Origin of the sequence: Blautia sp. AM42-2, assembly GCF_003480245.1 — a bacterium.
Classification (GTDB): domain Bacteria; phylum Bacillota; class Clostridia; order Lachnospirales; family Lachnospiraceae; genus Fusicatenibacter; species Fusicatenibacter saccharivorans.
The window spans coordinates 183,497-203,700 of sequence record NZ_QUIM01000005.1; the positions used below are offsets into that span (position 1 = coordinate 183,497).

Genomic DNA, 20,204 nt, shown 5'->3' on the forward strand with positions numbered 1-20,204 from the left:
GAATGGACCCGAATACCTTTCCTACCAAGGGAAACCTGATTCTTGCAAAGAATTCTCTGAAACTTGCCCACATGGGTTACGAGCTGATGGACAAGAAGCGGAATATTCTGATCCGCGAGCTCATGGGCCTGATCGATGAGGCAAAAGACATTCAGCGTCAGATCGATGTGACATTCCGCGAGGCTTATGCGGCACTGCAGATTGCGAACATGGAAATCGGTATCACCAACGTACAGACCGTGTCCTATACCGTTCCGGTGGAGGAATCCATCCGGATCAAGACAAGGAGTATCATGGGCGTGGAAATTCCGCTGGTAGAGGCTGATCCGTCCGGACAGGCCCCGACGTATGCTTACTACAGCACGAAGGAGTCCCTGGATCAGGCAAGACAGGCCTTTGAAAAAGTAAAAGACCTGACCTTAAACCTTTCCATGATTGAGAACTCGGCGTACCGCCTTGCTGCGGCAATCAAGAAAACACAGAAGCGTGCCAACGCGCTGAAGAACATCACGATTCCGCATTACACCCAGCTGTCCAAGGATATCGCGGACGCACTGGAGGAGAAGGAGCGCGAGGAGTTCACACGACTGAAGGTCATCAAACAGAGAAAGAACAAGGCAAGCTGATAAGGCTTTCCCGGAATAGAGATGAAAAACCCGCTTGGGCCGCGAAGAGATTTGCGGTGCCGGGCGGGTTTTTATGTGTCATGCAAAAAATATGTTTTTGGCTGCACTTTTTGTGCAAAAATTTTATAAAAATTTTCTATCTTTTTAAAACGGTCTTTGCTATAATACGTAAGGCGATTGTAAAGAAAAGTTAAGATTTTGTAAGCTGTAATGCTTTTTGGAGGTAGGAAGATGAAACACAAGAAACAGAAAAAAACGAAAAAAGCAGGGCGCATTCTGCTGGCTGTGTTTGCAGTGGTGATCGGAACGCTTGGCGTGCTGCTGTTTACGTCCGAGCGCTGGATGCGGAAAACATGGCCGAATCTGAGCATGGAAGAGCTTGTTTACCAGTTAAAGGCCCCGATTGCCGGAACCAGCCATGATCTTCTGATGAGTTATATCTGCTCAAGTGCGCTGATCGCAGCGGCAGCACTCATCCTTCTGATTCTGGTCAGCATTTTTCTTCGAGAAAAACGCAAAGCCCATGTGGCGTTCGGGATGATCTGTATCGCGGCAGGAGCCGCCAGCATCGTCTATTCCATCAATGACGTGTGGGCAGCACTGGACGTAAAAGATTATCTGAAAAATCAGAGCACGTACAATACCGTGGTAGAAGACAACTACGTAGATCCGGACCGCGTGAATATCACGTTCCCGGAACAGAAACGAAATCTGATCTATCTCTATCTGGAATCCATGGAGAGCACCTACGCAGACAAAGCCTCCGGCGGAGCATTCGATAAAAACTATATCCCAGAGCTGACCCAGCTTGCCGCAGACAACATCAGTTTTTCCAATTCGGAGCTGCTCGGCGGCGGCCAGCCTACCGTAAACGCAACCTGGACCATTGCCGGAATTTTCGCACAGACCTCCGGTCTGCCTCTCAGCATCGGAATCCAGCGAAATGAGATGGCATATCAGACCAGCTTCTTCCCGGAAATCAATACCCTGGGTGATGTCCTGGCGGATGAAGGCTACAAGCAGTATTTCTTCATCGGTTCAATCGGACAGTTCGGCGGCCGGGAAGAGTACTTTAAAGAGCACGGCGACTACGAAGTAGACGATTACAACTGGGCTATGGAAAAAGGCCTGATTCCGGAAGGATATTACGAATGGTGGGGCTATGAGGATGAAAAACTCTTTTCCTTTGCCAAAGACCGCCTGACCGAAATCGCAGCAGAGGGAGAGCCGTTCAACTTCACCATGCTGACCGCAGACACCCATTTTGAGGATGGATATCCGTGTGAGCTCTGCGATGAAGAAAACGACGGTGACAACCAGTACGGAATGGTTCTGCACTGCTCCAGCAAGCAGGTCACCGAGTTCGTTTCCTGGATTCAGCAGCAGGATTTCTACGAGAACACAACGATCGTAATTTCTGGCGACCATCTGACGATGGATTCCGATTTCTGTGAGAACATTGATCCGGACTACACCAGAACCGTATACAACGTGATCATCAACTCTCCGATCCAGCCGCAGCAGGAGAAAAACAGAAGTTTCACCACCATGGACATGTTCCCGACCACCATCGCAAGTCTCGGAGCTACCATTGAGGGTGACCGCCTCGGCCTTGGAACAAACCTGTTTTCAGGTGAACAGACGCTTGCAGAGAAGCTGACTTTCGACCAGCTCAATGATGATCTCTCCCAGAAATCCAAATTCTTCGAAAAAATGGAAGAGCAGGTAACCTCCATCTGGACCAAAACCGATGAGGGCTGGAAGTTCTACATCGAAGACGAAGACCGCTGGGCCAAAAGCGAATGGGTTTCCCTGAACCCGCACCGCTATGCAAACGACACCGAGCAGAGATACTACATTGACGCAAACGGCTACGCCGTAAAAGGATGGAAACTGATCGACGGAAAATGGTATTACTTCTCCACACAGGGCAGCTACCGCCTCCTCGAAGGACCGTGCGACGAACCGTTTGAGGTGGATGAGTCGCAGTATTCTTAAAAAATAAAAAAGAGAAGGATTTTCGGCAGCAAAAAGCCGGGAATCCTTCTTTTTTTAATGCAGAATTGTGCCGCTCCGCCTTTTGGCGGAATTTTCTGCATTTTTTGGTACAAAACGTATAAAGATTGTGAAATAAATAATTATCAATTGAATCATCTTACAAAACATGGTAAAATATGGCTATCAATCGGCGGACAAAGCGGAAAAAGAAAGGGGATTTTAAAACAATGGGTTACAAATCAGACATTGAAATTGCACAGGAATGTACCATGCAGCCGATCACAGCGATCGCAGAAAAAGCAGGTATTGATGACAAATATCTGGAGCAGTACGGAAAGTACAAAGCAAAAATTGATTACAACCTGTTAAAAGACACCAATGCGGAGGATGGAAAACTGATCCTCGTTACAGCCATCAACCCGACACCGGCAGGAGAAGGAAAAACAACAACTTCTGTAGGTCTGGTAGACGGACTTTCCAGAATCGGTAAAAAAGCAATGGTTGCACTTCGCGAGCCATCTCTTGGACCGGTCTTCGGTGTAAAAGGCGGAGCAGCAGGCGGCGGATACGCACAGGTTGTTCCAATGGAAGATATCAACCTTCACTTCACCGGTGACTTCCATGCAATCGGTGCAGCAAACAACCTGCTGGCAGCTATGATCGACAACCACATTTTCCAGGGCAACGCTCTGAATATCGATCCGAGAAAGATCACCTGGAAACGATGCGTAGATATGAATGACCGTCAGCTTCGAAGCGTTGTAGACGGCCTTGGCGGAAAAACAAACGGAATGCCGAGAGAAGACGGCTACGATATCACCGTAGCATCTGAGATCATGGCAGTTCTGTGTCTGGCAAGCGACATCTCAGATCTGAAAGAAAGACTTTCCAAGATCATCATCGGATATACCTACGGAAAAGTAGCAGAGCAGAAACCGGTAACAGCAGGAGATCTGCATGCGCAGGGCGCTATGGCAGCACTCTTGAAGGATGCCCTGAAACCAAACCTGGTACAGACTCTGGAAGGAACTCCGGCTATCGTTCACGGCGGACCATTCGCAAACATCGCACACGGCTGCAACTCTGTAACAGCAACCAAAATGTGCCTGAAATTAGCAGATTACACTATCACAGAGGCAGGCTTCGGTGCTGACCTTGGTGCTGAGAAATTCCTCGACATCAAATGCCGTATGGCGGGCCTGAAACCGAATGCAGTTGTAGTCGTAGCAACTGTTCGTGCCCTGAAATACAACGGCGGCGTTCCGAAAGCAGAACTGAACGGCGAGAACCTGGAAGCTCTGGAGAAAGGTATGCCGAACCTTCTGAAACATGTAAGCAATATCACAAACGTATACAAACTGCCTTGCGTTGTTGCAATCAATGCATTCCCGACCGATACCGAAGCAGAACTGAAGCTGGTTGAGGAGAAATGTAAAGAGCTCGGCGTCAACGTTGTTCTGTCCGAGGTATGGGCAAAAGGCGGCGAGGGCGGCGTAGCCCTGGCAGAAGAAGTTGTCCGTCTTTGCGAGCAGCCGAACGATTTCACCTATGCATACGATCTGGAAGGCTCCATCGAAGAGAAACTGAACGCCATCGTTCAGAAGATCTACGGCGGAAGCAGAGTTGTCCTGACCGCAAATGCACAGAAACAGGCAAAACAGTTAGAGGCTCTCGGATTTGGCAACTGCCCGATCTGTATGGCAAAAACCCAGTACAGCCTGACCGATGATCAGACCAAACTCGGCGCACCGACCGGATTCGAAGTTACCGTACGTAACCTGAAAATCTCCGCAGGTGCAGGCTTCATCGTAGCCCTGACCGGTGACATCATGACCATGCCAGGTCTGCCGAAAGTTCCGGCAGCAGAGCGTATCGATGTAGACGCTACTGGAAAGATTACAGGACTGTTCTAATAACACAGGATATTGTCTTGAAAAGACAGAATAGAGCATGAAATAAAACACAGAAAAAAGAGACATTCCTTCGTGAATGTCTCTTTTTTTACGTTTTTATTGCAAAATATTACAAAAGATAATATAATTTCTAATGATAACATGGAGAGAAAAGCAGATATAATATAGTAAGGGAGTTACTTACCAATGACATCGAAGAAAAAATTGAGAAGTCTTCTGGGCGGTACACTTTTTATGGTGCTGATGCTCAGCGTACATCCGACGACTGTTTCCGCGAGTGCTGTGGGGAGCAGCACGGTGATGGACCAGTCTGTGGAGACAGAGGATCAGCAGAGCGGGATGCAGAGTGAAACGCAGACACAGGCTTCACAGGACAGCGTTGCTGCTGTGCGGGACAGTCAGAATGGCTGGGTTAAGGCAGGCGACGGCGGCTGGTATTTTTATGAGAACGGACAGCTGAAAACAGGATGGCTTTACCGGAATGGAAACTGGTACTGGCTGGATTCGGACCGGAACGGCCGCATGGCAGAAAACAGCTGGTTCACATACGATAATAATCTTTATTATGCCAAGGGAGACGGAGCAATCTATAAAAATGGTTTTCAGGAAGTAGATGGAAACCTTTATTATTTCCAGAGCTGGGGCGGCATTCAGAGAAATGTGTATCTCAGCATCAGCGGAAAAATGTACTATGTACAGGAAAATGGTATCGTTGCCCGTGGAATAGTCAGAACAATGAATGGACATGGTGATCTCTGCGCATTTGATGATACTACGGGAGCGCAGATCACACAAAAAGGCTGGCTGAAAAAAGGCACATCATATTATTGGGTAAGAGAAGACGGCGTCCTGCAGACCGGCTGGCTGCTGTACGATGATAACTGGTACTGGTTTGATGATAATGGTGTCATGATGGCATCCGGCTGGAAAGAAATCAACAACAATCTGTATTACTTCCGGAGCTGGGGCGGCATTTATAAAAACGGTTTCCAGAACATCGGAGGAAACGAGTATTATTTCCGGAGCTGGGGTGGTGTATATCGAAACACCTTCTTTACCGTAAAAGGAAAAACCTACATAGCGCAGAATGACGGATCGATCTATCATGCCAGCCAGACCGGCTGGGTTCAGCTGGGAGATCAGACTTACTGGATCAATCAGGATGGTTCTGTTCAGACCGGCTGGCTGAAGCTGGAAGGCAAATGGTACTGGCTGAAAGCGGACGGCACACGTGCTGCATCTGAATGGATCACGTATGACAACAACCGATACTATTTCGACGGTGACGGTGTGATGTACACCGGAATGAAAGAGGTTGACGGAACAAGATATTATTTCCACAGCTGGGGCGGCGTTTACCGTAACGAATCTTTTACCTGGCAGGGAAAGAAATACTGGGCAAAAGATGACGGAACCTTCTATACAGGTGTCTGCGATATCAATGGAAAGAAATACTATTTCCTGGAAGACGGCGAGCAGATTACAAAAGAGGGCTGGTATCTGACCAACGGAACGTATTACTGGATCAACAAGGATACGTCGCTTCAGACCGGCTGGGTGAAATATGACAACAACTGGTACTGGATGAAAGAAGACGGTACGATGGCATCGTCTGAATGGATCACCTACGACAAAAACCGCTACTATTTCCGAAGCTGGGGCGGCATGTACACCGGAATTCATACCATCGGCGGAACAAAATACGCATTCCAGAGCTGGGGCGGTCTGTACCATGATCAGACATTTACCATCGGCGGTAAAACATACTATGCCAATTCAGATGGAACATTTGCCACCGGCTGGGTGCAGAACGGCGGAAAAACATATTATTTCGATGAGGACGGCACAAGCCATACGGGCTGGCTGCTTCTGGACGGAACGTATTACTGGATCAACGCCAATGGAACCAGAAGAGATGACGAGCTGTTTCAGTACGACGGAAACTATTATTATGTAGACAAAAACGGCGTTATGGCGACAAGCGGCTGGGTATACTGGGATTATAACTATTATTATCCGAGAAGCTGGGGCGGCATGTACAAGAATGCGTTTATTACCTATGATAATAACCTCTATTACCTTGGATCTGACTCGAAAATGGCAATCGGCTGGCAGTCGATTGGCGGAAATACATACTATTTCCGAAGCTGGGGCGGCATGATAACCGGAAAACAGGTGATCGACGGAAAAACGTATGTGTTCGATGAGGACGGCAAGCTGGTACAGAGTCCGGACGGATTTGAACCGTCCGCGCAGATCGGTGTCCGTACCGTACGGAACTTTCTGAAAAATGCACTGCTTCCGCTTGGAAACACCCTGTATATCTGGGGAGGCGGCCACACAGACGCAGAGGCAGAGAGTTACGGCGTCAATGCGCAGTGGAAACAATTCTTCAATACACAGAATTCCACCTACAACTATTCCGATCATCTGTATGAGTACGGAAAAGGTCTTGACTGTTCCGGCTATGTCGGATGGACCGCACATCAGGTGACGAAAGAGTATGCAACGACAACCTCCACTGGAATGCCGGCCTACTTTGCAAGAAAAGGCTGGGGAACCTGCGTGACAGGCGATACGTCCCAGAAATTTACGCCGGGTGATGTGGTCAGCAAGAGCGGTCATGTCTGGATTGTCATTGGCCAGTGCTCGGACGGCAGCGTGGTTGTCATTCATGCGACACCGCCGTATATTCAGCTTGGCGGAACCGTTTCTTCGACAGGAAGCATTAACAGTGAAGCTATTGAGCTGGCAAATGAATACATGAAAATGTATTATCCGGTTGCGTATGAGCGGTATGGTGTAAAAGTTCTTGACCGGTCCTATCTGACCGGTGTGAATCATTTCACCTGGAGCAGCAGTATCTTAAGTGACAGTGAAGGCTACCGCAGGAAGAAACCGGCAGAAATCCTGAACGATCTGTTCCAGTAAAATATCTTCTATAAAAAATAAGAGAGAATACAAAAAAACTTTGTAGTTCGTGTATTCTCTCTTTCTTTTTGCGCTGGAATTGTCTATACTAGAAGGTGCGTGAAAGACGCAGATCAGAAATACAAAAGAAAAAATCTGGAAAATAAAAATACAAGGGGAGTAAACATGCGAAAGAGCTGGAAATGGGCGCTCTGTCTTGGCGTAGTGTCGTTGCTGCTGCTGGGCGGCTGCGGAAAAGAAAAGACGGAACCAGTGGATCTGGTGCTGGTAACCGACGGCAGTGAGGTAGCTTCCGATGCCGTGTATCAGTCAGCATGGAACGGTCTTGCGCAGTATGGAGACGAGAGCGGTCTGAAATATGAAGCAAGTGTTCCGGCAGGACGGACAACAGAGGACTATGAAAACACCATCAAAGAGGCGGCGCAGAAGGGAGCATCCGTTATCGTCTGTGCCGGAACGAGCATGAGCCGCGCCGTTTACGATGCACAGCGCGACTGGAAGGATGTCCGTTTTCTGCTGCTGGAGGCAGAACCGGTCAGTGAGAGCGGCCGCAGCCGTCTCCGCGGAAATACAGAAAGCCTGGAAATTGATGCATCAGAGGCCGGCTACCTGGCAGGCTATGCGGCAGTACAGGCCGGCTACACGCACCTGGGCTATATCGGACAGAAAAACGAAGAGAACGGAACAAAGTATGGGACAGGTTATGCACTCGGTGCAGAGGCGGCCGCTGCGGATCTGGGACTTGGAGAAAACAGCATCACGCTGGATTATACGTATCGGAAAAGCAGCAGCGTATCACCGTCGTATTTGGAAAAAATCAAAAGCTGGTACGGTGAGAGCGGACAGATTCTCTTCTCGGACGGTGCATCGTATCAGAATGTACTTGGCGCAGCAGCATCTGCGGCAGACGGAGCACTGATCGCAAACGGCGGCGTGGAGGAGTACGCCAATGCCGTGTTGAAAGTACGTCTGGATTATGGAACTGCAGTTTACAATGCGTTAAAAGAAATGAAACAAAAGGATTTTGAAGGCGGGAAAATTGTAACGCGCGGCGTGACCGATCAGGAAATCAGTCTGGAATGGAATCAGGATGCGGTGCCGTCTTTTACAGAGGATCAGTACCGGGCACTCTGTGCGAAATTCTCCGCAGAGGACTTTTCAATCCCCGACGGCGATGCGCTTTCCTCGCCGGATCAATACAAATTGAGTTGTGTGAGTGTACAGAAGGTAAAATAACATGTATCGTTACTGTTCACGAATTGTTTACAAAAAGTCGGGATATTTTTCCTTGCATCCATTTGTGAATTGTGATATTATGTAAAAGAATTGGGAAAAATATTTCAAAATTGTTACAGAATAATTGAATTTCTAAGAAACAGGGAAACCTGAAACAAAGAAACCTACATACAACGAATCAATTTGGGAGTGAAAGAATGAGAAAAAAATTTCTTGCCTTAAGTTTAGCAGTGATCGTAAGTGCAGCTCAGGTAATGACAGTAAGCGCCTCGAAACAGGAGCAGTTACAGCAGCAGCAGGCAGCACAGGCCGAGACCAGCGCACAGCTTGACAACGCAAAAGCAGAAATCGACGATCTGGAAACTAAAAAGAATCAGATTACCGGCGAGATTGATGACCTGGACGCACAGCTTGTCGTAACCATGGCATCCGTGGAAAATCTGAAAAATGAAATTGCAGAGAAACAGACAGAAATTGAAACAACACAGGAAAAACTGGCACAGTCCCAGGCTGAAGAGGACGAGCAGTACGAGCTGATGAAAAAACGAATCCAGTTCCTCTATGAGAGCGGCGGAGACAACGGCTGGGCAGCACTTCTTCTGGAGGGAAAAGATTTAAGCAGCATTCTCAACCAGGCTGAGTACACCCAGAAGTTATACAAATACGACAGAGAGTGCCTGCAGGAGTACATGGATCTTGTACAGCAGGTAACAGACTACAGCGATCAGCTTGCAGATGAAAAAGCAGATCTCGAAGCTAGTGAGGCAGAGCAGGAAGCACAGCAGCAGTCCCTTGAGGCAATGCTTGAGCAGAAAAAAGCCGTTTCCGATGACTACGAAAACCAGATCGCAGACCTGAACGACATGGCTGCACAGTACAACGCAGTACTGGCAGAGCAGAACGCAAAGATCCAGCAGATCCAGGAGGAGATTGCAGCCGAAGAGGCAGCAAGAAAAGCCGAAGAGGCCCGTCAGGCAGCAGAAGCAGCCGAGGCAGCCCGCCAGGCAGAAGCAGCAAGACAGGCAGCAGCAGAAGCAGCCGCAAGCAGTGCTGCAAATAATACAACAACGGCAGACAACACACCGTCCAGCACAGGAAGCTCCACCACGACAACAACACCGTCTAACGGAGGAAGCTCTTACGATGATTCTTCGTCCAGCGATACCAGCAGCTCGGATGATTCCAGCAGCTCCAGCAGCACCGGAAGCGCAACCGGAAGTGCCATCGTATCCTATGCAACACAGTTTATTGGAAATCCATACGTATGGGGCGGCACAAGCCTTACCAACGGAGCTGACTGCTCTGGTTTTATCATGAGCGTTTACGCACACTTCGGATACGACCTTCCGCATTCCTCCAGTGAACTGCGTGGTGTAGGACGCGGTGTATCTTATGCAGAGGCTCAGCCGGGCGATATTATCTGCTACAGCGGCCACGTAGCCATCTACATCGGCGGCGGTGCAATCGTACACGCAAGCAATGAGCGCGACGGTATCAAGATCAGCAGCAACGCAGCGTATACCACGATTCTTGCGGTAAGACGTGTGGTTTAAAAAAGAATTACATAGTAAGAATTTTCAGATCCCGGGAGAGAAAAATCCCGGGATTTTTTGCGTTTTGCTTAAAATTGAGTGCATTCGCGTTAAAACTGTGATATACTAAAGCACATCGGAGATACAAGGGCGTATTGACCAACAGAAGGTCAGTATGCCCTTTTGCTTGTTAGGAAGAAGGGAGAATCGTTATGAAACTGGAAAATTATTTTCGTCGTTTCGGTATTCGGAACGGATCTGGTGCGGAAAGTAGCGTCAGTGCTGTCCATCTGCATTATTGCCGGTCTGCTGATCGTCTACGTCCCGAACATCATCGCCGGAGCCGGAAAGATCGGCGATACTGTAAACACCATGAAAACCGCAGACCTCCCATTCGGCAAAGCCCTGTACGCCGCATTCCTCTACGGAACCTTCCAGCTTGCCAATGTCGCAGTCTTCGTCCAGCATGCCAAGTCCTTCGAAGAACCGCAGGCAAAATCAGACGCACCCAGATCCTCGCCGTCCTCGCTTGCTGCATCGCAGACTTCCTCATCGCCCAGCTCGGCCTGCTGACGCTGATCCAGAAAGCGTACAGCATTCTCGCCTACCTTGCAATCCCGGTCATTCTCGTGCCGTATGTGGTGCATATGATTGCGACGAGGTTTGATACGAAATGAAATATGCTGCCTGTTATGCATCATAGAGTAAAAAGAAATTGCGGAGTCCTGCAAAGAAAAGGGCTTCGCAATTTTTGTGTTTACAGGAAGGTTTGACTTAAAATGCAGGATAGGCAAAAACGAAAAATTACGCTAAAATAAACATACAAGTATTCTGAATAAAACAGAAGAAAAATCAGGGGGGATCTGATATGGAGGAGCGGAAAAGACAACGGGAAAGAAAATCAGCGGCATACTGGCTGAGCAAATGTTCTGTTTTGTATCCGATAGGCATCTTGTATGTGATGTATGTAAAACAGGTTGAAGTACATATTACAGAACTGTCAGTTCATGTTTCGGCGGGGACAATGCTTTTTGCCTATGCGCTGTGCCTGATTTTGTGGCTGGCATCACCCATTCGAAGCTATTGTGCAGATGGAACTGGAAATGAGATTTTGTTCCATGCGTTTCTGCCGAATATACTGATGCTGTTTTTGTTTGCTCAGTATTCACTGAAAATTGTGTTGTTTCTTGCTGCGCTGGATGGGATGTTTCTTATTACGGTTCTAAGAGATTTGCATAGAAAAAAAGGAAAATACTCTCCGAAAAAATCCTGGAGATTAAAAAGAAGTGACATAAATACATTTCTGTTTGTTTCGGTATGCGTGTGTATGGTGCCGACGTGTATGATGATATATCAGAAGTTTGAATCTCCGTCCGAAGCGGCAGAACTTTACGAACGAGAAAAGAACTATAACCTTGTTCAGAATCAGGAGACCATTTTTGGGGAAAATAAAGAATTTCTGCTGAGCTTAAAAGAGAGCGAGTGGAGTCAGAAAACGCTGAAAGAAAGAACAAGTGATGCACAGAGGATGATTCAGATTGAAACAAAACGGCTTGGAATTCCCGAAATTCCGCTGCAGATGAAAGAGATAGAGTCATTGAATTGCATTGCGCTGTATACAAACGCAAACGAACAGAAAGAAATCTGGTACGATCCAGGGTATTTAAGCTCACAGACGGCAGAAGAATTTTTTACAACGATTTGTGAAGAATGTTATCATGGAATGGAACATTATCTGATCGAGCATATGGACTGGAGTTCGGAAATTGCAAATACGGTTTATTTTGATGAAATGAGGAAGTGGAAGATCAATATAGATCATTACGTATCTGGAGATAAAGAGGGCGAATCCTTTGAAGCATATCATTCGCAGCCACTGGAAGCCTCTGCAAAAAAGTATGCCAGTTCGGAAACGGAAGCACTGATTCATTTTATTGCTGTGTATGGCAATAAATAATTTCTTTTTGACGGAACCCAACACAAAGCGTGGTCCGAGAAAAATAAAAAAATTAGCACTCTCCTCTTGACAGTGCTAACAACTAGTGTTATAGTACGACTAGAACAAAGAAAGAAAAGAAAATTCACATCAACGCTCTTTTTGTTCGGAGCGAATGTTAGCACCCAAATAGATAAGGAGGAAGCCGATTATGAATATCAGTAAATTCACACAAAAATCGCTGCAGGCTGTACAGGACCTGGAAAAGACCGCATACGATTTCGGCAACCAGGAAATAGAGCAGGAGCATCTGTTGTATAACCTCCTGCATCAGGACGACAGCCTGATTCTGAAAATGATCGAAAAGATGGAAATCAACAAAGATCATTTTCTAAACCGTGTCGAGACGGCGCTGAATGACCGCGTCAAAGTATCCGGCGGTCAGCCGTATATCGGTCAGTATCTGAATAAAGCATTGATAAATGCTGAGGATGAGGCGAAAGCCATGGGAGACGAGTATGTTTCCGTAGAACACCTCTTCCTGGCAATGCTGAAAAACCCAAGCCCGTCCATGAAAAAACTGTTTCAGGAGTACGGCATCACAAGAGAACGTTTCCTGCAGGCATTAAGCACCGTGCGCGGAAACCAGAGAGTTACCACCGACAACCCGGAGGCAACATATGACACCCTGGAAAAATATGGCCAGGATATCGTAGAAAAAGCCAGAAACCAGAAAATGGACCCGGTTATCGGCCGTGATACCGAAATTCGGAACGTTGTCCGTATCCTGTCCCGTAAGACAAAAAACAATCCGGTTCTGATCGGTGAGCCTGGTGTTGGTAAAACCGCAGTCGTAGAAGGCCTGGCCCAGCGAATCGCCAACGGCGATGTACCGGAGAGCCTGAAAGATAAAACCATTTTCTCCCTCGATATGGGAGCCCTGGTAGCCGGAGCAAAATACCGCGGCGAATTCGAGGAGCGTCTGAAAGCCGTTCTGGAGGAAGTCAGAAAGAGCGACGGAAAAATCATTCTGTTCATCGATGAGCTGCACCTGATCGTCGGCGCCGGAAAGACCGACGGCGCGATGGATGCCGGAAACATGCTGAAACCTATGTTGGCACGAGGCGAACTGCACTGCATCGGTGCCACAACGCTGGATGAGTACCGCCAGTACATCGAAAAAGATGCCGCCCTGGAGCGCCGTTTCCAGCCGGTTCAGGTTGATGAGCCGACCGTAGAGGATACGATTTCCATCCTGCGTGGCTTAAAAGAGCGTTACGAAGTTTACCACGGCGTAAAAATCACTGACGGTGCCCTCGTTGCAGCCGCAACCCTTTCGAACCGTTACATCAGCGACCGTTTCCTGCCGGATAAAGCAATCGACCTGGTCGACGAGGCATGCGCTCTGATCAAAACAGAGCTGGATTCCATGCCGGCCGAGCTGGATGAGCAGCGCCGTAAGATTCTGCAGATGCAGATCGAGGAAGCCGCACTGAAAAAAGAGACCGACAATCTGAGCCGCGAGCGTCTGGAAACACTGCAGAAAGAGCTGGCTGAGTTAAAGGATACCTTCAATTCTGCAAAGGCACAATGGGAAAATGAAAAGAGTTCCGTTGAGAAACTGTCCAAACTGCGTGAGCAGATCGAGGACATGAACCGCCAGATCCAGAAAGCAAAGAATGATTACGATCTGAACCGCGCCGCTGAACTGCAGTACGGTGAACTCCCGAAATTACAGCAGATGCTGGAAGCAGAAGAGAAAAAAGTTAAAAATGAAGATCTCTCCCTGGTACACGAGAGTGTAACGGATGAAGAGATTGCCAGAATTGTCTCCCGCTGGACCGGAATCCCGGTTGCAAAACTGACCGAAGGCGAGAGAACTAAGATCCTCGGCCTGGAAGATGAACTTCACACGAGAGTTATCGGCCAGAATGAGGCAGTCACCAAGGTTTCGGATGCGATCATCCGTTCCAAAGCCGGAATCAAGGATCCGACAAAACCGATCGGTTCGTTCCTGTTCCTTGGACCTACCGGTGTCGGTAAAACAGAGCTTGCGAAAACGTTGGCAGAAAAGCTGTTTGATGATGAGAACAACATGGTTCGAATCGATATGAGTGAATACATGGAGAAATACTCCGTCTCCCGTCTGATCGGAGCGCCTCCGGGATATGTAGGCTACGAGGAGGGCGGCCAGCTGACCGAGGCAGTGCGCAGAAAACCATATTCTGTTGTTCTGTTCGATGAGATCGAGAAAGCGCATCCGGACGTCTTCAACGTTCTGCTGCAGGTACTCGATGACGGCCGTATCACCGACTCCCAGGGCCGTACCGTAGACTTTAAAAATACGATCCTGATCATGACCTCCAATATCGGCTCCCAGTATCTGCTGGACGGCATTCAGGACGACGGCAGCATCTCCGAAGAGGCGAGAAACCTGGTCATGCAGGATCTGCGTGCACACTTCCGTCCGGAGTTCCTGAACCGTCTGGATGAAACAATTATGTTCAAACCATTGACAAAAGACAACATTGGTCATATCGTAGATCTGTTGCTGAAAGGACTGAACAAACGTCTGGCAGACCAGGAGCTTACCGTCGAACTGAGCCCGGCTGCAAAACAGTTTGTCATCGAGGGCGGCTACGACCCTGTTTACGGCGCCCGTCCATTGAAACGTTTCGTACAGAAAGAGGTAGAAACCAGCACCGCAAAACTGATCCTTGGCGGTCAGGTCAGCGAGGGCGATACGATCCTTTTGGATGTGGAAAACGGCGGCCTGAAGGCAATGATCAAACCAGGTGTGGAGGTAGTAGACGAATGATGCCGAAAGATCCCGTAATGCTGCTGAGCTATGTCAATACGCAGCTAAGAGATTTTTACCCGTCGCTCGCAGAATTCTGCGCGGCCATGCAGACAGAGGAATCCGATCTGCGGGAAAAACTGGCGCTCATCGACTATGAGTACGATGAGAAAACGAACCAGTTTGTATAAGAATAACCAAGCCCTGAAAAAAATGGCGGAAAAAGGCGTTCCGTATGTGGAAAAAACACATACGGGGCGCCTTTTTTACGCAAAGCGTGTTTCTTATAACTGACAGGAAAAATCATATCTATAATAGAAGAAATGTGGTAAAATGGAGGAAAAGAAAATTCGCTGAAAATGGGGAAACAGCGGATCTGGAGAAGGAGGAAACAAATATGTATTTTGGTGTACAGATGTATGGGGTATCCAAAGAATGGAAACAGGATCCCGAAGGATTTTTAAAGAAAATCTATGAGGCAGGCTACCGCCAGATCGAGCCGTGTCTCGGATTCCGTGTTGATGCCAGGGACTACGGTTTCTGGATCCCGGAGGATCTGGAGCAGGCAATGCCGCTGCTTGCAAAATACCACATTGAGGTTCATGCGGTCCACATTTTCCTGGATGAATACCACTATGAAAGAGAACTTGCCATTCTTACAGAACTGGCGCAGAAATACCACATTTCCTGGTTTGTCGTAAAGAGCCCGGCACGCCTGACAAAAGATGTTCTGGACGAAACCGCTGCAAGATACCGCGAACTGGCAGAAGAACTGGAAAAAGCCGGAGCAGGTCTTCTGATCCACAACGAAAAAGAAGATATCTGTATCCGCGTGAATGGAAAAACAGCGTACGAATATCTCCTGGAAGCCTGCGGTGAAAAAGTCGGAGCAGAAGTAGATGCCGGCTGGATGTACTGCGGCGGCGTCGACCCGGAAGAGTTCCTCTGGGCGCATGCGGACCGAGTCAAAGCCGTTCATTATAAAGATATGAAAATCACCGGCCAGGAAGCGCCGCTTGGAAAAGGCATGGTTGATCTGAAAGCCTGCTTCCAGTTCGCCCGCGCAAACGGTGCACTGCAGATTGTGGATATGGATGCGGCAACACTGGAGGATACCTGCCGCGCCGGAAAAATGCTCTCCGGATGGACAGGGGACAGAGACAACACCGACAGCATTCTCTGCACGATGGATGTGGAGACCGGAGAAGAAACCGTGCTGCATGAGTTTCAGGGAATCATCGAGGCACCGAACTGGCTGAACGATGGAAACACCCTGCTTTATAATGCGGATGGAAAAATCTACCGCTATGAGATCGACAAAGACCATGTGGAGCAGGTTGATACCGGTTTCTGCGTGCAGTGCAACAATGATCACGTTCCGTCACCGGACAACCAGCTGCTGGCGGTAAGCTGCATGCCGCCGGAACTCACAGATGGAACGTATGAATCCCACATCTACGTGCTCCCGATGACAGGCGGTGAACCAAAAGACCTCACCGGACCGGGTCTCAGCTATCTGCACGGCTGGTCGCCGGACGGAAAAGAGCTTGCGTACTGTGCCTTCCGCAAAAAGCCGGAGGAGGAGACCATGCGCATTGAGATCTGTACGATTCCATCAGACGGCGGCGAGGAAACCTGCTTGACGGACGGCAAAGGCTACAACGACGGTCCGGAGTATTCACCGGACGGAAAGCACATCTGGTTCAACAGCACCAGAAGCGGTCTGATGCAGGTATGGCGGATGAACCGTGACGGCAGCGGTCTCACCCGGATGACCGATTCCGATGCCAACAACTGGTTCGGCCACGTTTCGCCGGATGGAAAACACGTCATTTACCTGACCTTCGCTAAAGGTGAGCTGGAACCGAATGAGCATCTGCCGAACATGCATGTATCGCTTGGAATGATGGATTATGACGGACAGAATAAGAAAAAACTGCTGGATCTTTTCGGCGGCCAGGGCAGTATCAACGTCAACTCCTGGGCACCGGACAGCCGTAGAATTGCGTATGTGAAATATGTGCTTCATCACAAATAAAGGAATATCTTAAGAAAATCTGACGGGCCGTAAAAATTCATGGAAATATTGTGAAAAAACGTTGAAAGTATTTTAGCGGAAATGCACAAGAATTCTTACGAATTTTTACGGCCCGTTGACTCTTTTTCTGACACACGTATAATGAAAGTAACAAGAGAAACTGCGGCCCCTGGCGGCTGCAAAACAATCAAAAGGAAAGGAGGATTTGTGTTATGAAGAAAACGAAAAAAATGCTTTCGTTTGTACTGTCCATGCTTCTGATCGTGACGATGTTCCCAACTATGGCATTCGCAAAAGAGGAAGCCAAAACGTGGAAATTCGGAGAGCTTTCGCTGAAAGCAGGCGACATTCTCGGCAAAGATACGGAGATTAAAAATGATGCAGAGAACAGAGAAATCCGAATACTTTCAGAAAAAACAAATCCGGATGAAGAGAAAGATCAGAAAGATGACAAAGAAAGAATAAAAACAGAAAAAGAGGCTGTGATCGCAGCGGCGGCTTCCTGGAATCTGAAGGATCTTACGGAAAAGGCCAAAAAGGCTCCGGCAGATTATCTGCTTAAAAAGGCAGACAGCTGGAACGGAAGCTGGATTGTAACAAAGATCGCAGAAACGGAAACAAAAGATGCCATTGAAATCCAGATAAGAACCTATGAGTACGCAGCTGTAACAGAAATCCAGGGCATACCGAAAGAAATCCCGGGAACCACCGCACTGACGGGCAAAGCAGTTCCAGAAAATGCAGATCAGAAACAGATCACATGGGAAATCACGGATGCCGGAATGACAGGTGCTGTTTTAGACGGCACAAACCTGAAAGTAACGAATGCCGGAACCGTAAAACTTCTGGCGACAATCAAAGACGGAAAGAAAACCGGCGTTGACTTCACACAGGAATTCACTGTGATTGTAAAAGCCGCAGATTACACCAAAGTAACAGAAGCGCTGGCGCTGATACCGGAGGACATGGGCCGGTATACAGAAGAAAGCGCGGCAGCTGTTCAGAAAGCAAAAGATGCGGTAAAAGAGAACCTGCCATCAGCTGAACAGGAAACTGTAAATGGTTATGCGGCAGCCATTCAGACAGCAGTAAACGCACTGACGCTTCTTGGCGCAGATTACACAGAAGTTGATGCAGTACTTGCCAAAGTTCCGGGAGATCTTTCTATCTATACGGAAGAGAGCGTGGAAGCACTGAATGCAGTCATCGCATCCATCGACCGCACCAAAACGATAGAAGAGCAGCAGGCAGTTGCTGCTTATGCGGAAGCACTGGAGAATGCAATTGCAGCACTGGTACGCAAACCTGTTCCGGCAGATTATCAGGGAGTGGAAGAACTCCTGGGAGAGATTCCGAAAGACTTATCCATTTATACCGAAAAGAGTGTAAAAGCACTGAATGCGGCAAAAGAAGCCATTGTATGGGATCTGGATGACAGCAGACAGGAGGAAGTCGATCAGTTTGCAGAAAACCTGAAAGCAGCTCTTGACGGACTGACCCTGAAACCGGCGGACTACAGCGCCGTAGACGCGGCTCTTGCCAAAGTTTCGAATGATCTGAGTATTTATACGGAAGAAAGCATTCAGCCGCTTCAGACAGCGATCAACAGCGTAGAAAGCGGAAAAACCATTCTGGATCAGGCAGAAGTAGACGGCTGGGCAGCAGCAATTGAAAATGCACTGGCAGGACTGCAGGTTCGGAAAGCAGATTATTCCAAAGTAGAGGAAGCCATCAAAAAGATTCCGGCGGACCTCAGTCTGTATACCGATGCGTCTGTAAAAGCACTGGAAGATGCAAAGAACAGCGTCGTAACCGAGCGGCCGGTTACAGAGCAGGAGAGCGTAGACGGTTACGCAAAAAAGATCGAGGCAGCGATTGCCGGCCTTATGTATAAAGATGCGGACTACAGCAAAGTAGATGCCGCAGTGAAGAAGATTCCAAACGATCTGAAGAAATACACGGACGAGAGCGTAAAAGCAGTCAATGATGCAAAAGCAGCGATTGTACGCGGAAAGAATATCACGGAGCAGAAGACGGTGGATGGTTATGCGGCAGCGCTGGAAAAAGCGATTGCCGGCCTGAAACAGAAACCGATGACTGCGCAGAATCTTCCGAAGATTACCAAAGGAGTCAATCAGTCAGGTATGCAGGGCAAGGAGCTTTCCTTCACCGCAGATTTTGAAGCAAAGGATCTCAAAAAGGTTCTCATCGACCAGAAAGAGATTGATGCGAAGAATTATGTGACGGCTGGAAAAGAGAATACGCAGGTTACGCTGAAGGCCGAGTATACAAAGAGTCTGGCAGAAGGCAAGCATACGATTTCGATCGTTTCAAGCAAGGGCCAGGCGGATACCGTATTCTATCTGAAGAAAGCAACAAAGAGTCCGGACACGGGAGACCGCACACAGGTGATGCTGTGGGTGATCCTGCTCGGCGTTTCTGCAGCAGCAGTGGTCGGAGCAGTTGTTTATCGTAAACGTGAGAAATAAGAGTTGAAAGGGAAAGGGCGCCGGAAGGCGCCTTTTCTTTTGGATGGTTTCGGATAGATTGTAAATAGTCAGATAAAATACGAAATATGCAGAATTAACTATATTTTTCTAAAAATAAGAAAATTCGAAAAAAGGTGTTGACTTTTGCTTTGGGCGGTGTTATTATAACTAAGCTGTCAGCGAGAGCTGATGCGAATAAGTTTCTTTGAAACAGAAAAACCTAGTTCGGAGCCGGGTGGCTGCCGCGGGTTGCAAAAACTGCTTCAAAAAACTTGAAAAAAGTTCTTGACAAAAGCAAATGAGTTTGATAAAATAAACGAGTTGCTGATCGAAAGAACAGCAAAGAAGTTCGAAAGAGCTTCGAAAAAAAGATTAAAAAAGTTCTTGACAAACGAAAAGCTCTATGATAAAATAAATGAGCTGATCCGAGTCGGAACGGCAAAGATCCTTGATAATTAAACAGTGAAACACATCCTCGAAAGTTCTGAATAAGTAATTCAAAACGATCGAAAGATCCTTTAAAACAGTAAAAGGGATAAATTAGCTAGTATGTTGATTTTGAACTTGGAACAAACATTTTATCAGAGAGTTTGATCCTGGCTCAGGATGAACGCTGGCGGCGTGCTTAACACATGCAAGTCGAGCGAAGCAGTTAAGTTGATTTCTTCGGATTGATTCTTAACTGACTGAGCGGCGGACGGGTGAGTA

The 20,204-nt window shown here is 47.9% G+C and carries 12 protein-coding genes and 1 rRNA gene (1 of these 13 cut by a window edge); 12 read left to right on the forward strand and 1 reads right to left on the reverse strand.

Annotation, left to right across the window (positions count from 1 at the left end):
• Positions 1 to 2: 2 nt before the first annotated feature.
• From DW915_RS08300 to DW915_RS08325, 6 genes are all read left to right on the forward strand, one after another.
• Positions 3 to 626 carry a V-type ATP synthase subunit D gene (locus DW915_RS08300; protein WP_022461683.1) on the forward strand — a complete coding sequence of 208 codons (624 nt, stop codon included), beginning with the start codon at positions 3 to 5 and terminating at the stop codon, positions 624 to 626.
• A 231-nt stretch (positions 627 to 857) separates the two neighbouring features.
• Positions 858 to 2,624, forward strand: coding sequence for a sulfatase-like hydrolase/transferase (locus tag DW915_RS08305; protein WP_118741924.1), 1,767 nt, complete (start codon positions 858 to 860; stop codon positions 2,622 to 2,624).
• Positions 2,625 to 2,851: 227 nt separating this feature from the next.
• Entirely contained in the window at positions 2,852 to 4,537 is a 1,686-nt protein-coding gene (locus DW915_RS08310; RefSeq protein ID WP_055220232.1) for a formate--tetrahydrofolate ligase, read from the forward strand.
• A 186-nt stretch (positions 4,538 to 4,723) separates the two neighbouring features.
• The gene (locus tag DW915_RS08315; protein ID WP_118741925.1) at positions 4,724 to 7,468 is read left to right on the forward strand and encodes an N-acetylmuramoyl-L-alanine amidase family protein; all 2,745 of its coding nucleotides are present in this window, start codon (positions 4,724 to 4,726) and stop codon (positions 7,466 to 7,468) included.
• Between the two features lie 165 nt (positions 7,469 to 7,633).
• Entirely contained in the window at positions 7,634 to 8,704 is a 1,071-nt protein-coding gene (locus DW915_RS08320) for a BMP family ABC transporter substrate-binding protein (protein ID WP_147398426.1), read from the forward strand.
• Positions 8,705 to 8,901: 197 nt separating this feature from the next.
• Entirely contained in the window at positions 8,902 to 10,257 is a 1,356-nt protein-coding gene (locus tag DW915_RS08325) for a C40 family peptidase (RefSeq protein ID WP_118741927.1), read from the forward strand.
• 255 nt (positions 10,258 to 10,512) lie between these two features.
• Here DW915_RS08325 and DW915_RS08330 read toward each other — a convergent pair whose 3' ends face one another.
• The gene (locus tag DW915_RS08330) at positions 10,513 to 10,704 is read right to left on the reverse strand and encodes a hypothetical protein (protein ID WP_118741928.1); all 192 of its coding nucleotides are present in this window, start codon (positions 10,702 to 10,704) and stop codon (positions 10,513 to 10,515) included.
• A gap of 400 nt (positions 10,705 to 11,104) precedes the next feature.
• On the opposite strand from DW915_RS08330, the gene DW915_RS15970 reads away from it, so the two are divergent.
• The 6 genes from DW915_RS15970 to DW915_RS08360 form a co-directional block, all read left to right on the forward strand.
• Positions 11,105 to 12,193 (forward strand): hypothetical protein, encoded by a 1,089-nt coding sequence (locus DW915_RS15970; protein WP_118741929.1) that lies wholly within the window; start codon positions 11,105 to 11,107, stop codon positions 12,191 to 12,193.
• A 190-nt stretch (positions 12,194 to 12,383) separates the two neighbouring features.
• Positions 12,384 to 14,990 (forward strand): ATP-dependent chaperone ClpB, encoded by a 2,607-nt coding sequence (clpB, locus tag DW915_RS08340; protein WP_055220290.1) that lies wholly within the window; start codon positions 12,384 to 12,386, stop codon positions 14,988 to 14,990.
• Positions 14,987 to 15,160 carry a DUF4250 domain-containing protein gene (locus tag DW915_RS08345; RefSeq protein ID WP_022461670.1) on the forward strand — a complete coding sequence of 58 codons (174 nt, stop codon included), beginning with the start codon at positions 14,987 to 14,989 and terminating at the stop codon, positions 15,158 to 15,160. The genes clpB and DW915_RS08345 overlap by 4 nt, the downstream gene beginning before the upstream one ends.
• A gap of 206 nt (positions 15,161 to 15,366) precedes the next feature.
• On the forward strand, positions 15,367 to 17,007 hold the full coding sequence (locus DW915_RS08350; protein ID WP_158581045.1) for a TIM barrel protein: 1,641 nt from the start codon (positions 15,367 to 15,369) through the stop codon (positions 17,005 to 17,007).
• Between the two features lie 212 nt (positions 17,008 to 17,219).
• Positions 17,220 to 19,496, forward strand: a complete 2,277-nt coding sequence (locus DW915_RS08355; protein ID WP_118741931.1) for a hypothetical protein — start codon at positions 17,220 to 17,222, stop codon at positions 19,494 to 19,496.
• A 578-nt stretch (positions 19,497 to 20,074) separates the two neighbouring features.
• Positions 20,075 to 20,204, forward strand: a 16S ribosomal RNA gene (locus DW915_RS08360) (it continues 1,439 nt past the right edge of the window).

Coding starts and splice junctions, on each gene's coding strand:
- DW915_RS08300 (WP_022461683.1), top strand. CDS start 3: ATGGACCCGAATACCTTTCCTACCAAGGGAAACCTGATTCTTGCAAAG.
- DW915_RS08305 (WP_118741924.1), top strand. CDS start 858: ATGAAACACAAGAAACAGAAAAAAACGAAAAAAGCAGGGCGCATTCTG.
- DW915_RS08310 (WP_055220232.1), top strand. CDS start 2,852: ATGGGTTACAAATCAGACATTGAAATTGCACAGGAATGTACCATGCAG.
- DW915_RS08315 (WP_118741925.1), top strand. CDS start 4,724: ATGACATCGAAGAAAAAATTGAGAAGTCTTCTGGGCGGTACACTTTTT.
- DW915_RS08320 (WP_147398426.1), top strand. CDS start 7,634: ATGCGAAAGAGCTGGAAATGGGCGCTCTGTCTTGGCGTAGTGTCGTTG.
- DW915_RS08325 (WP_118741927.1), top strand. CDS start 8,902: ATGAGAAAAAAATTTCTTGCCTTAAGTTTAGCAGTGATCGTAAGTGCA.
- DW915_RS08330 (WP_118741928.1), bottom strand. CDS start 10,704: ATGCTGGACGAAGACTGCGACATTGGCAAGCTGGAAGGTTCCGTAGAG.
- DW915_RS15970 (WP_118741929.1), top strand. CDS start 11,105: ATGGAGGAGCGGAAAAGACAACGGGAAAGAAAATCAGCGGCATACTGG.
- clpB (WP_055220290.1), top strand. CDS start 12,384: ATGAATATCAGTAAATTCACACAAAAATCGCTGCAGGCTGTACAGGAC.
- DW915_RS08345 (WP_022461670.1), top strand. CDS start 14,987: ATGATGCCGAAAGATCCCGTAATGCTGCTGAGCTATGTCAATACGCAG.
- DW915_RS08350 (WP_158581045.1), top strand. CDS start 15,367: ATGTATTTTGGTGTACAGATGTATGGGGTATCCAAAGAATGGAAACAG.
- DW915_RS08355 (WP_118741931.1), top strand. CDS start 17,220: ATGAAGAAAACGAAAAAAATGCTTTCGTTTGTACTGTCCATGCTTCTG.